13 protein-coding genes are annotated in these 14,541 nt (G+C 73.5%); 3 read left to right on the top strand and 10 right to left on the bottom strand.

Annotated elements, in window-relative coordinates; all coding sequences use genetic code 11:
- Nucleotides 1-31: 31 nt before the first annotated feature.
- The gene (gene sbnB, locus AB0G01_RS23325) at nt 32-1,054 is read right to left on the bottom strand and encodes a 2,3-diaminopropionate biosynthesis protein SbnB (protein WP_360948820.1); all 1,023 of its coding nucleotides are present in this window, start codon (nt 1,052-1,054) and stop codon (nt 32-34) included.
- 486 nt (nt 1,055-1,540) lie between these two features.
- Here sbnB and AB0G01_RS23320 point away from each other — a divergent pair, with 486 nt between their 5' ends.
- On the top strand, nt 1,541-2,056 hold the full coding sequence (locus AB0G01_RS23320) for a MarR family transcriptional regulator (RefSeq protein ID WP_360948818.1): 516 nt from the start codon (nt 1,541-1,543) through the stop codon (nt 2,054-2,056).
- Between the two features lie 58 nt (nt 2,057-2,114).
- Here AB0G01_RS23320 and AB0G01_RS23315 read toward each other — a convergent pair whose 3' ends face one another.
- The 8 genes from AB0G01_RS23315 to AB0G01_RS23280 form a co-directional block, all read right to left on the bottom strand.
- Nucleotides 2,115-3,296: an acyl-CoA dehydrogenase family protein gene (locus AB0G01_RS23315; protein WP_360948816.1), complete on the bottom strand. Its 1,182-nt coding sequence runs from the start codon at nt 3,294-3,296 to the stop codon at nt 2,115-2,117.
- Nucleotides 3,293-3,976: a DUF2786 domain-containing protein gene (locus tag AB0G01_RS23310; protein ID WP_360948814.1), complete on the bottom strand. Its 684-nt coding sequence runs from the start codon at nt 3,974-3,976 to the stop codon at nt 3,293-3,295. Before AB0G01_RS23310 ends, AB0G01_RS23315 begins: the two co-directional genes overlap by 4 nt.
- The gene (locus AB0G01_RS23305) at nt 3,973-4,812 is read right to left on the bottom strand and encodes a hypothetical protein (RefSeq protein ID WP_360948812.1); all 840 of its coding nucleotides are present in this window, start codon (nt 4,810-4,812) and stop codon (nt 3,973-3,975) included. The genes AB0G01_RS23310 and AB0G01_RS23305 overlap by 4 nt, the downstream gene beginning before the upstream one ends.
- Nucleotides 4,813-4,815: 3 nt before the next feature.
- Nucleotides 4,816-5,088, bottom strand: coding sequence for an acyl carrier protein (locus AB0G01_RS23300; RefSeq protein WP_360948810.1), 273 nt, complete (start codon nt 5,086-5,088; stop codon nt 4,816-4,818).
- On the bottom strand, nt 5,085-6,398 hold the full coding sequence (locus tag AB0G01_RS23295) for a type III PLP-dependent enzyme (protein ID WP_360948808.1): 1,314 nt from the start codon (nt 6,396-6,398) through the stop codon (nt 5,085-5,087). The genes AB0G01_RS23300 and AB0G01_RS23295 overlap by 4 nt, the downstream gene beginning before the upstream one ends.
- The gene (locus AB0G01_RS23290) at nt 6,395-7,747 is read right to left on the bottom strand and encodes an ATP-grasp domain-containing protein (protein ID WP_360948806.1); all 1,353 of its coding nucleotides are present in this window, start codon (nt 7,745-7,747) and stop codon (nt 6,395-6,397) included. The genes AB0G01_RS23295 and AB0G01_RS23290 overlap by 4 nt, the downstream gene beginning before the upstream one ends.
- 1 nt (nt 7,748) lies before the next feature.
- Nucleotides 7,749-8,675 (bottom strand): 3-oxoacyl-[acyl-carrier-protein] synthase III C-terminal domain-containing protein, encoded by a 927-nt coding sequence (locus AB0G01_RS23285; protein ID WP_360948804.1) that lies wholly within the window; start codon nt 8,673-8,675, stop codon nt 7,749-7,751.
- A gap of 249 nt (nt 8,676-8,924) precedes the next feature.
- Nucleotides 8,925-9,959, bottom strand: coding sequence for a LysR family transcriptional regulator (locus AB0G01_RS23280; protein WP_360948802.1), 1,035 nt, complete (start codon nt 9,957-9,959; stop codon nt 8,925-8,927).
- 384 nt (nt 9,960-10,343) lie between these two features.
- On the opposite strand from AB0G01_RS23280, the gene AB0G01_RS23275 reads away from it, so the two are divergent.
- Nucleotides 10,344-11,129 carry an ABC transporter ATP-binding protein gene (locus tag AB0G01_RS23275; RefSeq protein ID WP_360948800.1) on the top strand — a complete coding sequence of 262 codons (786 nt, stop codon included), beginning with the start codon at nt 10,344-10,346 and terminating at the stop codon, nt 11,127-11,129.
- Nucleotides 11,129-13,561 (top strand): FtsX-like permease family protein, encoded by a 2,433-nt coding sequence (locus AB0G01_RS23270; protein ID WP_360948798.1) that lies wholly within the window; start codon nt 11,129-11,131, stop codon nt 13,559-13,561. Before AB0G01_RS23275 ends, AB0G01_RS23270 begins: the two co-directional genes overlap by 1 nt.
- Here the strand turns inward: AB0G01_RS23270 and AB0G01_RS23265 are convergent.
- Complete coding sequence (locus AB0G01_RS23265; RefSeq protein ID WP_360948796.1) at nt 13,554-14,537, bottom strand: Gfo/Idh/MocA family oxidoreductase; 984 nt, start codon at nt 14,535-14,537, stop codon at nt 13,554-13,556. The genes AB0G01_RS23270 and AB0G01_RS23265 overlap by 8 nt on opposite strands.
- Nucleotides 14,538-14,541: the final 4 nt, after the last annotated feature.

Raw genomic sequence — 14,541 nt, 5'->3', positions numbered from 1 at the left:
GACTCCTAGGCGAGGTCCGCGGTCAGGCGGCTCAACGCTTGCCGTAGCGGTGAAGGTCGTAGAAGAAGTCCTCCACGACGGCGAGTCCGCCCGCCCGCGACACCTCGTCGTAGACGTGCTTGCCGACCGCCAGGTCGAGGACGCCCAGCCCGAACGGCGAGAACACCAGCGGCTGGTCGGCCGGGGGCCGGACCGCGCCGGTCATCACGTCGTACAAGGTGCCGGACAGGAAGTCGCGGTTGCCGGTGACCTGCTCGGCCAGGTGCGGCGAGGTGTTCGCCTTGAGGCAGTGCTCCACGTCGTCCACCACGTTGGTGGCGGCGAGGATCACCTCGGGCGAGAGGTCGCGCAGCGACACGTTCAGCACCAGCGGGTTGTGCTCGAACCAGGCCGGGTCGGTGACGTGCGGCGCGCCCGCGATGGTCGCGAACACGATCAGGTCGCTGTCGCGGACCAGGCTCTCCGCGCTGTCGTGGACCTTCGTCGTGCCGCCGGCGGTCTCGTCCACGTAGGACTGGAAGCCGTGCGCGGAGTCCGCGCTCAGGTCGTGGATGCCGACCTCGTCGAACGCCCACCCGGTGGTGTGCAGGTAGGTGTGGATGTAGCGGGCGATCAGCCCGGTGCCGACGAACCCGACCCGGGTCGGCCGGCCCCGGTCGCGGGAGAGCCAGTCGGCCGCCAGCGCGGCGGACGCGGCGGTGCGGACCGCGCTGACGATGGAGCTCTCCAGGCAGGCCAGCGGGTAGCCGGTGCGCTGGTCGTTGAGGATCAGCACGGCGGACGCGCGGGGCAGGCCCTCGGCGACGTTCGCGGGGAAGCTGGAGATCCACTTGACGCCGTGCACGCCGATGTCGCCGCCGACCGATGCGGGCAGCGCGATGATCCGCGACGCCGGGTCGTGCGGAAAGCGCAGGAAATAGGACGGCGGATTGACCGTGTCACCCTCGCCGTGCACCCGGTAGGCCGCCTCGATCAGTTCGAGGACATGCTTCTCCCGGCCTTGCAGAACCTGGTGGACCTGCGCACCGGAAATCACCGCGAAAGCAGGAGTCACGTCCGCGCCCCTTCACTAGACAGCCGCTGCCCGATCGGGTCGCGGTCCCGCAGAAGATGCTGGCGAACCCGGCTGACGAGCCGCTGACACGGGGCTGACGGCGGGCCGCGAGCGGCCGGGAGACCACACCGGACCGGGTTTATCCGAGGAATGGGACGGGCCCGGTTCGGCAGTAGAGAAAATATAGACGGACCTCTCGCGCGACCTCGGAAAAACGGTGTGCAGACCTCTGGAACACCGCGAGAGGACATTGCCGGTTTCACCGGACCGTACGCGGCGTTTCACCGCGACCGATTCGACCGGATCAGTCCCGGGGTGGTTCCAGGACACCGACGACCCGCGCGGTGCGCGTCCACCGGCCGCCTCCCGAGGGCGACCGGTGCGGCTGCCGCGCCGGGCATGACGCCGTGCGCCGCCCTCGGCTGTGGCGGCCCTGGACCCCGGCCTGGCGATGTGTGGAAGTACGTAATAGAGTACTGGTTCATTATGAACCACGTAGACAACGAGGGTCGGCTCTATGCACCCGCCGTCCGCGCCGCCATGGTCCACTTCACCCACGACGGGGACACGCTCCCGTTCGAGTCCGCCGCCGCCCTCCGCACCGCCGCCAACGCCGTCGAACGCCTCCGCGCCCGTGGCTCCGAGAGTCGCGGCGGGCTGAGCTCCGGCGCGCTCGACCTGCTCATCCGGCTCAGCGTGGCCGGAGCCGAGGGGATCGCGATCGGCGACCTCGCCACGTCCGCCGGGGTCAGCCCGCGCAACGCCACCGGGTTGCTCGACACGCTGGAGCGCGACGGGCTGGCGGCCCGGCAGCCGCACGAGAGCGACCGCCGGTCGGTGCGCGCCAAGATCACACCGACCGGCGGGCAGTGGGTGGACGCCTTCCGGCGGCCCTCCGAGGTGGCGATGGGAGCGCTGTTCCGCGGCTTCGACGCCGACGAGCTGGCCCTCCTGCGCCACCTGTGCCTCAAGGTCGCCGCCAACGCCGACACCCTGGGCTGACCCGCGTCGTGGTGCGGGCCGAGCAGACCGGTGCCGCACCCGGCCGCACCGGCACCCGCTAGGCCCCGACGGTCACCCGGAACGGGTCCTCGCGGTCCAGCTTCCCGGTGAACAGGCCCTGGAACAGGTTGAGCTTCTGCATGTTCGACGTGCCCTCGATGAACTCCAGACCGCGCGCGTCGCGCACCAGCTTGTCCAGCACCGGGTGGTCGAAGCGGGCTCCCACGCCGAAGTAGCCGCACGCCTCGCGGGTCGCGTCCAGCGCCAGTTGCGCGGCCCGCGCCTTGGCCGCCGACGCCAGGTAGCCGTCGCTGGTCCGGGCGTCGACGGCGCGGGCCGCCAGGTGCACCAGGGCCCGCGCGGCCTCGATGCGACGACCCAGCAGGTCCAGCCGGTCCTGTTCGTCGCGGCGCGGTGAGGTCCGGTTCGCGACGACGTACTCGTGCGCCGCGCGCGCGATGCCCAGGGCGATCGCCGCGACGCCGGGGCGCAGCAGGTTGAACGTCTGCACGAACGCCCACATCCCCCGCCTCGACGGGGACAGGTGGCGGCCGACGAAGCGCTCCGCCGGCACGTGCACGTCGTCCAGCGTGATCGCGCTGATCCGCGCGCCGCGCAACCCGATGGATTCCAGCGCCTCGGCCCGGAAGCCCTCGGCCGGGGTCTCCACGAGCACCGCGTTGATGCCCAGCGGACCCGAGCCGACCCGCGCGAACACCACGCCGAGCTGGGCGCGGCACGCGTTGCCCACGTACCGCTTCTCCCCGGACAGCACGCCGCCGCCCTCGACCGGGGTCAGGGTGGTGGTGAGCGCGCCCGCGTCGGAGCCCCGGTCGGGTTCGGTCAGCGCGAAGAACGTCCACAGCGGCGCTTCCAGCATCCGCCCGTAGAACCACTCCTTCTGCGCCTCGTCGGCCAGCAGGTCCACCAGCACGCCGGCCAGCAGCGGTCCGGGCGAGGCGACCAGCATGCCCACGTCGGCGCAGGCCAGCTCCTCCATGATGATGGCCCGCTCCAGCGCGAGCGTGCCGTAGAACCGGTTGCCGCCGATCGGGATCGGCATGTTGCCGTACTCCGGCGGGATGCCCATGGTCGACAGGTAGCGCACCGCCGGCAGGTCGAAGTGCCGCCGGATCAGCTCCGGGTCGCGGTCCAGCGCGAGGCCGAGCCGGCGGAAGTCCGCGCCCCACTCGCGCACCTGGTCGCGCAGCGCCACCAGGCGGCCGTCCAGGGCGGTCACGACTCGGCCCGCACGTACGCCTCGGCCACCAGCTCGGACACGTGCGCCGCCTGGCCGGGACCGCCGGTCAGGTAGCCGCTCGCGCCCAGCAGGTTCACCAGCAGGCGGTCGGCCGCGGTGACCCGGGTGTGCAGGTGGGCCAGGACGACCTCGGGCAGGTCGCCCGCGCCGGCTCCGGTCAGCACCGCGCGCACCTCCAGGTGCTCGATCAGCCCGTCCGCGACCGCCGACTTCACCATCTGCTGCTGGAGCACGGTGGTCGAGCCGGTCCGCCGGCCGTTGAGGTAGCGCATGCAGGTCTCCCGCAGCGCCTCGGACAGCCCCAGCCGCAGCCACACCAGGCCCAGCGACCAGGACGCCCGCTGGTCCGCGTGCACGTCCGCGCCGCGCGACCCGGTGCCGTGCCGCAGCAGCACCACCGTGCCGCCGGGGAGGTCGATCGAGTCCACCGCGGACTCCTCGTCCGCCGAGCGCGCCGCCGTCACGCCGTCCAGCCACACCCGGTGCGCGCCCGCGGCGACCTCCTGCGGCACGACCGCGTGCCCACCGGGCCCGCACGGCAGCAGGCCGGGCAGCACCAGCGCGCGCAGCACGGTCAGTGCCGGGGCCAGGCCCTCGTCGCGCGCCGCGCGGTGGCACCGCGCCAGGTGGTCCGCGCCCGCGCGGACGGACGTCGTCACGGCGTCCCACCCACCGACGCCACACCGAGGTCCCCGGTCGCCGGGTCGTGCTCGACCAGCAGCACGCGGTCCGCCGACTCGGCCAGGCCGTCCCACAGCGCCGTGCACGGGTAGCCCGCCCGCGCGGAGCGGACCGCCCCGCCGGCCGCGATCCCGCTGGACAGCACCACGTCCGGGTCGACGCCCGCGCCCACCACCACGGACCTCGGCCCGCCGTCCGGGACGAGGTCCGCGAGCACCGACGCCAGCGCGGCGGGCAGGTCCCGTTCGGGCACGCCCGCCCGGTGCACCAGGGCGAGCGGCGTCGCACCGGCCTCCAGCAGCAGCGCCACGCCGGCGTCGCCGGCCGGCCGGTGCGCCACGTCGTAGGGCAGCGTGGCCTGGTCGGCGATCACCACCAGCGCCCGCCGGAAGCCGTGCCGGGCGGCGTAGTCGCGGGCGAGCCGGATCGCCGCGAACGGCGCGCACACGCCGACGTCGGACACCGAGAAGCACAGCGGGTTGCCGGGCAGCGCCTCGGACAGGTACGTGGCGGCGGCCAGCCGGCAGTCCAGGTCCGGGGTGGCGTGCGCGACGATCGCCACGTCCACCGGCCCGGCCAGCGGCTCCAGCCGCTCGTGCAGCGCGCGGGTGAGCGCGGTGAACGTGGTGCCGGAGGTCAGCAGGTCCGGCCGCAGCGCCACGTCGTGGCCCGCGGTCAGGTCGGTGAAGTGGCGCAGGGAGAAGTCGTCGTCCAGTCGCCCGTCCGGCACGCCGACCGCGCGCACCACCCCGGCCAGGCCGAGGGTGGTGGCGGGCGCGCCCGACCGGGAGACCGGTGCCGTGGTCCGGTACATGGCCTAGCGGTCCATCTCCGCCGCGACGAAGTCGGCCAGCGAGCGGACCGTCTCGAAGTGCGCCATCTCCAGGTTGTCCGTGTCGAACTCGACTTCGAGCGCCTCTTCGAGCTGCATCAGCAGCTCGAAGACCCCGGTCGAGTCCAGGCCGAGTTCGTCGAACAACCGCGACCGCTCGGTCAGCTCCGGCAGGTCGTAGTCCAGCACCTGGGCCAGGACGCCGGTGATGGCGTCGACGATCCGCTCGTGGGAGGCGACGACGGTGGATTCGCTCATGATGCGCTTCCTTCGGTGGTGGCGGTGGCGGTGGCGGCGGTGACGGCGAGTTCGGGGAGGTGCTGGTGGCGCAACAGGTCCTCGGTCTCGTCGCGCGAGCGCACGAGGTGGGCCCGACCGGCGTGGACCAGCACTTCCGCCGGGTAGCCGTGGCTGAGGAACAGCACCGGGGACGCGGTCGGCCCGTAGGCCCCGGACCGCTCGACGCCCACCAGGTCGCCGGGGCGCACGGGCGGCAACCGGACTTTCTTGCCGAGCGTGTCGTTGGGGGTGCACAGCGGGCCGGTGACGTGCCAGCTCTCCGAGGCGGGCTCGTCCACCCGGTTCAGCACGCGCATCGGGAAGTTCCGCTTCACGAACGACCCGATGCCCACCGCCGCCATGTGGTGGTTGGTGCCGCCGTCCGCGACGGCGAACCGCTCCCCCATGGACTCCTTCACGTACCGGACGCGCACGACGTAGGTGCCGCAGGTCGCGGTGAGGTAGCGGCCGAGCTCCATCACCAGCCGCGTGCCGGGGTGCCGGTCGGCGAACTCGGCCAGGACCGGGTTGACCCGCGCGGCCAGCAGTTCCAGGTCCAGGTCGCGCTCGCCGTCGAAGTACGCCACGCCCAGCCCGCCGCCGATGTCCACCAGCTCCAGCGGGATGCCCAGGTGCGCGGCCAACCGGTCGGCGAGCTCGAAGATCCGCTCGGTGTTCTCCGCGATCGCCTCCTCGGAGAGGATCCGGGTGCCCATGTACACCTGCACGCCGAGGAACCTGGTGTGCGGGTGGCGCGCCACCAGGTCGTCGGCGGCGAAGAGCTGCTGCTCGTCCATGCCGAACTGGCGCGGCTTGCCGCCCATGGTCAGGCCGGAGCCCTTGACCGAGAAGCTCGGGTTCACCCGCAGCGCCACCGGCGCGCGCTCGCCCCGCTCGGCGGCGAGCCGGTCGATCAGCGCCAGCTCGCCCAGGGACTCGCAGACGATCGCGTAGATGCCGTGGTCCAGGCAGGCGCGCAGCTCCTCTTCGCTCTTGCCCGGCCCGAGGAAGATGATGTCGGCCGGCTCCACGCCCGCGCGCAGCGCGGTGACCAGCTCGACCAGCGACGACACCTCGGCCCGCGCGCCGCGCGAGTGCAGCACGGACAGCACGCCGATGTTCGGGTTCGACTTCATCGAGAAGAAGAACTCCAGGCGCGGGTGCAGCCGGGCTTTCAGCTCGTCCACGCGGGACGCCAGCTCGTCGCCGTCGTAGAGGTACAGCGGGGTGCCGTACCGCTCGGCGATCTCGGTGATGCCGATGCCCTGGACCTCGAACTCAGCGGTCACGGCCGTGCCTCCAATCGGGCGGTGATCTCGTCGTCCACGGCCGCGATCCGTTCGTCGGACGGGCCCACGAGCAGGCCGTAGAGCCTGCCGTCGAACGGCGTGGCGGCGCGGTGGCCGGCGTTCACCGTGGCGAAGTTGTTGACCAGCAGGCCGGTGCCGCCGGGGCGGTCCAGCAGCAGGCCGTCGAGCAGCGCGCGGACCTCGGCGAAGGGCAGCTTCCGGGTCAGCCGCACCGGGTAGTGCCGGGCGAGCGCGATCCGGTCCGGGCCGACGAACCGGTCCTGGACGCGGGCCTGGTAGGTGGACATGTTGTTGCGCGCGTTGATCTCCAGCACCGGGTACAGCCCCTCGTCCGGGTCGACCATCGCGTCCACGCCGACCACGCCGAAGTAGCCGTCGGCGGCGAGTTTCCCGCCCAGCCGGTGGGCGGTGCCGGTGAGCTCGGCGACCTGCCCCGGGGACAGCCGCGCGGGCATCCGGTGTCCTTTGTGGACACCGCCTTCGGTGTGCAGCTCCTTGACGAAGTCGAACCGCACGCCGCCGTCGCGGGCGACGGTGAACTGGTAGTTGAGGTCGGCGCGCTTGGCCACCCACTCCTCGACGACGAACGCCACCCGGGGCTGCCCGGACTTCTCGACCGCCTTGGCGATCAGGCCGAGCAGCCGATCCGCCCGGCGGTCGCTCTCCAGCACCGCGATGCCCTTGCCGGAGACGCCGAACGCCTCCTTCACGACCACCTTGCGGCCGGCGGCGACGAGGGCGCGGGCACCGTCGAACGCCGCGCGCAGCTCGGCCACGCTCTCGCACGCCCAGCCCGCCGGCTGGCGGAGGCCGAGCTCGTCGGCGGCGCGCCGGCTGTAGACCTTGCTGTTGACCGCTTTGCAGGTCGCCGCGTCCGGTGCCGCCAGCGGCATCCCGGAGGCCGCCGCGAGGGCCTCCTCCACGTCGGACACCCCGTGGGCGGCCAGCCGGACGCCCCGGGCGGCCAGCTCGCGCAGCCGCGCGAGCAGCGCCGGGTCGGCGAGGGCGTCGGCGGTGACCGTGCGCCCCGGGTCGGAGTCCGCGACCACGTGCACGGTCGGCAGGTCGATGCCCAGGCCGCGCAGGTGGTCGAGGAAGTCCGGGTCGGGCGCGGCCTTGAGGACCACGTGGTCGTCGCCGGACGCGAGCAGGAGCGCGAACTCGTCCATGTGGTTGACCACGGCCGCGCCGCCGGCGGCGGAGAGCCGGGGCAGGGTGTGTTCGCCGAGCGCCCAGCGCTCCTCGACCTCGAAGTTGCCCAGGAAGGCCAGCGGGCCGCCGGCGGCACCGAGCAGCGCGGTCTTGAGCTCGCGGGTGAAGTCGTCCACGTCAGTGCTCCAAGACCATCGCGGCGAAGGTCTGACCGAGCCCGGCGGCGGTCATCAGGTACTTGTCGCCCGGCTTGAGCAGGCCCAGTTCGCTCACCGTCTGGAAGTTGATGAACGGGTCCGCGCAGAAGCAGTGCCCGGTGGCGGGCAGGTTGTCCAGGAAGAACTTGTCGTTGGGCAGGCCCAGGTTCTTCGCGGCGACGGTCCACGACACCCGGTTGACGTTGTGCGGCAGCACCAGGTCGATGTCCGGGATGCCGATGCCCGCCTCCTCGGCCGCCGCGCCGACGACCTCGGCCAGCGCGTCCTGGTAGATCCTGCGGGCGTGCTTGGCGATCTCCGGGGTGAGGTCGATGACGCCGTCGGTGCGGCCGTGGATGCGGCTGGCGTACCCGCGCACGGTGTCCCGGTCCCCGTCCGGCGCGACCAGGACCGCGGCCATGCCCTCGCCCATGATCGAGGTGTCCTGGACCCACTGGGTGAACGGCGTGAACGTCTTGTCGCCGGCCAGGATCAGGGCCAGCGCGTCGGGGTCGCCGTCGGCGGCGAGCAGGGTGCCCGCGACGTCCATCGCCAGCAGCCCGGTGGCGCAGCCGTGGTCGGCGACGGCGAGCGTCGTGGCGCGCCGCAGGCCGAGCGCCTCGCGGACCTCGTGCACCGGGCTGGCCGGGTAGGGCACGGTGGTGCGCATCCCCTTGGCCCGGATCACGTACCGGACCCGGTCCTCCTGGCCGCGCAGCCCGTCGAGCTTCTCGGCGGCGGCGAGCAGCAGCTCGGCCTCGGACAGCGGGGACTTGCAGATCCGGTCCAGGCCGTAGAGCCGGGTGAACCTGCGCACCTGCTGGTCGTCGAGACCCAGCGACTCCTTCAGGTCCGCGACGGCCACCGTCTCCGGCAGGTGACTCGACACCGCCACCAACGCCGTCATGTGCGACCTCCTCGCTCCGGCCTTCTCCTGGTTGCGGGACAAGGTTCGCGAGGACCGCTGACACCGGGCTGACGAGGCGCTGACCGGTGGTTTCGCTATAGAAAGAAGATAGAACCCCGGGGGGTTCGCGGCGGCCCGCCGAGCACGCGCGTCCGGGGTTCCGGACCGGCCCGCGACGGGGCACGGGTCATCGGCCCCGCGCCTCCCGGACGTGCGCGGCGCGGAGCGTGAGGGGCGTGGCGGGTGCGGTCAGGTCGAGGCGCTGCGGGAGGTGGGGGCGGCGGGTGGTTCGGGGCCGGAGTCACGGGGCCACCAGCGGCTCGGGCGGGGCAGGAAGTTCGCCAGCTCCGGGAAGTCGGTGGGGCGTTCGGTCATCCAGTTCCAGTAGCGCGGGATGGTGCGCGCGTACTCGCAGTAGTACCGGCGCAGGGCGTCGATCAGCAGGCGCAGCGTGTTCGGGTGGATCGAGCCCGGCCGCCACACCAGCAGCAGGCGGCTGCGCAGCGGTTCGGTCATCGCCACCAGGCTCACGTCCGCCGTGGACCCGGTCGGCGTTGCCAGGGCCGCCACGCCCGCGTCGCGGACCCAGCTCATCGCCTCCGCGTGGCCGCCCGCGTAGTGCAGCACCTCGGGCGTCGGGTGGTCGAGCTTGCGGAACAGGTGCTCTTCCACCGGGTGGAACCAGTGGCCCGGCACGTGCTGCACCCAGCTCAGCGACACCATGTGCCTTCGGCTCACCGCAGTCCGGCGGGCCAGCGCGTGGTCGCGGGGCAGCGCCAGCCAGATCGGCTCGCGGACGATGATCTCCTTGGCCAGCGACGGGTCCAGGTCCCGGACGCCGTCCACGGCCTCCGGGCTGGGCACCAGCGCGGCGGTCAGCTCGCCCCGGCTCACCGCGTCGACGCCGAACGCCGGGTCGAGGGTGACCGTCTGCACCTCGACCGAGGGCAGTGACGACTGGAGCGCGCGGCGCAGCGCCACCGGGGTCCACTCGGCGTTGCCGATGCGCAGGATGCCGGAGGACAGCGAGGACGCCTCGGCGACCACCGCGTCCGCCCTGGTGGCCAGGTCCGCGAGCATCGGGATCAACCGCTCGCCCAGCGGGGTCGGCGTGATGCCGAAGGCCGAGCGCACGAACAGGTCGCCGCCGACCGCCTTCTCGATCCGCCGCAACTGGGCGGTGAGGCTCGGCTGCGGCAACGACAGCCTGGCCGCCGCCTTCGAGATGCTGCCGGCCTCCGCGAGGGTCATGACCACCCGCGCGTGCCGAATCTCCAGGTGCATGGTTGTCCAACCCCTTCGCGTCGGTTCTCGGGGTTCACGCGTGGAGCCTCGGGCGACCGTGCGGAACGGTATTCACCACAGCCTATCGGCGTTGCCGGGCAGCCGTTACAACGTACCTCACCTCGTCGGACGCGTGCGGCGTCGCCGTCGCCGTCCCATTCTTTGCCGGCGCGCCGACGGGAATGGGGAATCGCGTCGAGGATGTCCGCGACACCGGCCCGACGGCCGGCACCGGCAATGCCGGGACCGTTGCGGGACAGCGACTTCGACCGGTCGGCCGGCGGATCGGGGGGCCTGCACCAGTGCCGCCCCCGAGAACTCGTCCGTAGGGTCTCCGGCGCGGGTACTCACCCGATTGGTCACGTGGGGAGCTAGAACGTGAAAATGTCTCCGAACCAAGACTCGGACGACGTGGTGCGCTTGCATTCGGTCCGCAAGGTTTACGGCAATGAGCGCAACGGCGTCGTCGCGCTCGACGGCATCACCCTCGGTATCGCGCGCGGGACCTTCACCGCCGTGATGGGCCCGTCGGGCTCCGGCAAGAGCACCGCCCTGCACTGCGCCGCCGGCCTGGACCGCCCCACGTCCGGCTCGGTCGTCCTCGACGGGCAGGACATCACCGGCCTGGGCGAACGCGCGCTCACCGAACTGCGCCGCGAGCGGATCGGCTTCGTCTTCCAGTCCTTCAACCTGCTCCCCGCGCTGACCGTCGTCGAGAACGTCCAGCTCCCGCTGCGCCTGGCGGGTCGGCGCGCCACCCGGGCCGACGTGGACGACGTCATCGCCCGGGTGGGGCTGTCCGACCGGAGGGGCCACCGGCCCGGCGAGCTGTCCGGCGGCCAGCAGCAGCGGGTGGCGATCGCCCGCGCGCTGATCACCCGCCCCGCCGTGGTCTTCGGCGACGAACCCACCGGCGCGCTGGACACCCGGACCGCGCTGGAGGTCCTGGCGCTGCTGCGGCAGGCCGTCCGGGACGTCGGCCAGTCCGTGGTGATCGTGACCCACGACCCGGTCGCCGCCGCGCACGCCGACCGCGTGGTGTTCCTCGCCGACGGCAGGATCGCGGGCGAGCTCACCTCGCCGACCGCCCACGCGGTGAGCGAGCGGATGACCCAGTTGGGTGCCTGGGCCGACGTGCCCGCGGCCGACCTGGCGGGCGGCGTCCGCTGATGCTCGGCCTCGCGCTGCGCACGCTCCGGTTCCGCCTCGGCGGGTTCGCGGCGTCCTTCACCGCCCTGTTCCTCGGTGCCGCGATCGTCATGGCGTGCGGTGGGCTGATGGAATCCGGCATCCGCGACGCCATCGCGCCGCAGCGGCTCGCCGGCGCGCCCCTGCTGCTGGCCGGCGACCCGGCCCACCTGGAGCGCTCGCCGGTCCCGGAGGCGCTGGCGGGCCGGGCCGACGCCGTGCCGGGCGTGGACCGGGCCGTGCCGGACGTGTCGATCCCGGTGGCGCTGCCCGGTGGCGACGCGACCGGCCACCTGTGGTCGGCCCTCGCGCTCACGCCGTACCGGTTGACCACCGGGCGGGCTCCGGAGAGCGCCGACGAGGTCGTGCTCGACGCGAAGTCCGGCGCGGCCCCGGGCTCGGTCATCGGGCTCGGTGTCGCCGGGCAGGAGCGGCAGTACCGGGTGGTCGGCCTGCTGAGCGGCCCGGTCGACGCCGGCACCGCGTACTTCGCCGACGACGAGGGCCGCCGGCTGTACGGCAGGCCCGGCCGGGTCGACCTGGTCGGCGTGCTGCTCGAACCGGGCGCGTCGGTGGACGCCGTCCGCGACGCGCTGGCCGGCGCGGTCGGCGGCCGGGACGTCGTGGTCCTCGCGGGCGACGAGCGCGGGGCGGTCGAGTTCCCCGACGCCCGGGGCGGCGGCGAGGACGTGATCGCGCTGTCCGCGGTGTTCGGCGGGCTGGCGATCATGGTGGCGATGTTCGTCGTGGCGGGCACCCTCGGGCTGTCCGTGCAGCAGCGGCACCGGGAGATGGCGCTGCTGCGGGCGATCGGGGCGACGCCGGGCCAACTGCGCCGGCTGGTGCTCGGCGAGACGGCGTTCGTCGCGCTGCTCGCCACGCTGCTGGGGTGGCCGCTGAGCGGGTACCTCGGGCAGTGGCTGCTGAGCCGGCTCGGGGCGGCCGGGGTCGCGCCCGCGCACCTGGCCTTCCGGCAGGGCTGGGTGCCGATCGCGGTCGGCGCGGGCATCTCGCTGCTCGGCGGGCTGGTCGCGGCGTTCGTCGCCGGGCGGGGCGCGGCGATCACCAAACCCACCGAGGCGCTGGTGGAGGCGAGCCTCCAGACCCGCTGGTTCTCCGTGCCGCGACTGGTCTTCGCGCTGGTGTGCCTGGGCGGCGGCGTCGCCCTGAGCATCATCACCGCGCTGGTGATGTCCGGGCCGGTGGCCGCGTCCACCGCCGGCCCCACGGCGATGCTCTGGGCGTCGGGCCTGGCGCTGCTCTCCCCCGCCGCCGCCAAGGTGCTCATCGCCCTGCTGCGGTGGCCGGTCCGGGCGCTCGCCGGGCTCGCCGGCTACCTGGCGGTGCTCAACGCGGGCGCGCGGCGGGTGCGGGTGGCCGGCGCGATCACACCGGTCATGCTGGCCACCGGCCTGGCCACCGCGCTGATCTACTTGCAGACCACCCAGGAGGGCGGTGCCGGCGGGTTCGCCGACGCCCTGCGCGCCGACGCGGTGATCAGCAGTTCGTCCGGGTCGCTGCCCGCCGAGCTGGTCGCCGAGGCGGCCCGGCTGCCCGGTGTGGAGGCGGCGTCCGCGCTGGTGGACACCGAGGCGTTCTTCCCCGGGCACGGTGACGGCGACGACGAGATCACCGTGCTCGGCGTGACGCCGGGCGCGGTCGAGCAGACGTTGGCCGTGACCGTCGACCGGGGTTCGGTGGCCGACCTGCGCGGCGACGCCGTGGCGCTGCCGAAGAAGTGGGCCGACGAGCTGGGCACCGCCGTGGGCGACACGGTGGAGCTGCGGCTCGGCGACGGCCGGTCCGTGCGGGTCGAGGTGGTCGCGGTGCACACCGGCGGCTACGAGTCCGCGTTGATGCCCGTCGATTTGGTGCTCGACCACGTCAACGGCGGGCAGCTCGGCCAGGTGCTGGTCAAGGGCAGTGCGGGCGCGCTGACCGCGCTGACCGACAAGTACCCGGACCTGCGGGTGCTGGACCCGGCCGAGGCGTCCTCGGCCGGTGGCGGCGGCGAGCAGACCGGCGCGTGGGTGAACTACCTGCTGGTCGGGATGATCCTGGCGTACGCGGTGATCTCGCTGGTGAACACCCTGGTGATCGCGACCGGCGAACGGCGGCGGGAATTCGCCCTGCAACGCCTGATCGGGGCCACGCACGGGCAGATCCTGCGGATGGTCGGCGTCGAGGCGGTGGTGGTGTCGCTGGGCGGCATCCTGCTCGGCGGGATCGTGTCGCTGGTGACGCTGATCCCGTTCGCGCTGGCCGTGGACGGCTCGTGGTGGCCCAGCGGTCCGATCGGGATCTACCTGGTGATCGTCGGCGCGGTGACCGGCCTGACCCTGCTGTCCACCCTGCTGTCCACGGCGCACGTACTGCGCACCCCGCCCGTGGAAGCGGCGGCGACGCTCAGCTGAGCCGCACGTCGGCACCCGTCCCGGCCGACTCGACCAGCGCCTCGCCCACCCGGGCGGCGCGCTTCGAGTCGGCCAGGGACACCAGCGGGGTGGTCCCGGTGCGCACCGCCTCGCGGAACGCCGTGGCCTGGTGCTCGTACGGGTCGGCGGCGGGCAGGAGCTCGTCGCGGGTGCCGTCGAGGGTCGCGACGGTGATCACGCACTCCTCGCCGGAACCGGCCCAGGCGTTGCGGACCGCGAGGGAGCCGCGCGTGCCCTGGAGCTCGTAGCGGGAGCGCGGGCCGTAGTCGAAGCTGTAGTCGATCAACGCGGCGCGCCCCGCGCCGAAGTCCAGTGTGGCGGTGCCGGTGGTGTCGACGGTCGCGCCGGCCTCGGAGTGGAAGCGGGCGCGGACGCTGTCCGGGGTCCGGCCGAACGCCCACAGCGCCACGTCGAACCCGTAGCAGCCGATGTCCCAGGTCGCGCCGCCGCCCAGCGCCGGGTCGTACTGGATGCCCCCGGGTGTCACGGGGTGCGCGAACGCGGCGCGCACCACGCGCAGTTCGCCGATCTCGCCACCGGCCAGGAGTTCGGCGACGCGACGCTGCTGCGGGTGGAAGCGGTACATGTACGCCTCCACCACCGTGCGGTCGCCCGCCGCCTCCGCGACGCGGTCGACGTCGGCGGCGGACAGCGCCATCGGCTTCTCGCACAGCACGTGCTTGCCGGCGGCGAGCGCGCGCAACGTCCACGGGACGTGCTCGGTGTTGGGCAGGGCGATGTAGACGACGTCCACGTCGTCGTCGGCCAGCAGCGCGTCGAAACCGTCGTGGACGCGCGCGCCGAACGGCTCGGCGAACCGCGTCGACGCCTCGACGCGACCGGCCCGGCCCGCGACCGCCGTGACGGCGTTGCCGGGCGTGCGGTGGATCGCCGGGGCCACCTGCCCGCTGATCGACGCCGTCGAACCGAGCACACCCCAGCGCAGATCGGTCACGTCG

Source organism: Actinosynnema sp. NPDC023587 (assembly GCF_040640215.1).
Taxonomy (GTDB): domain Bacteria; phylum Actinomycetota; class Actinomycetes; order Mycobacteriales; family Pseudonocardiaceae; genus Actinosynnema.
Note: the sequence above shows the minus strand (reverse complement) of the source record. Positions and strands in the feature narration are given on the sequence as shown.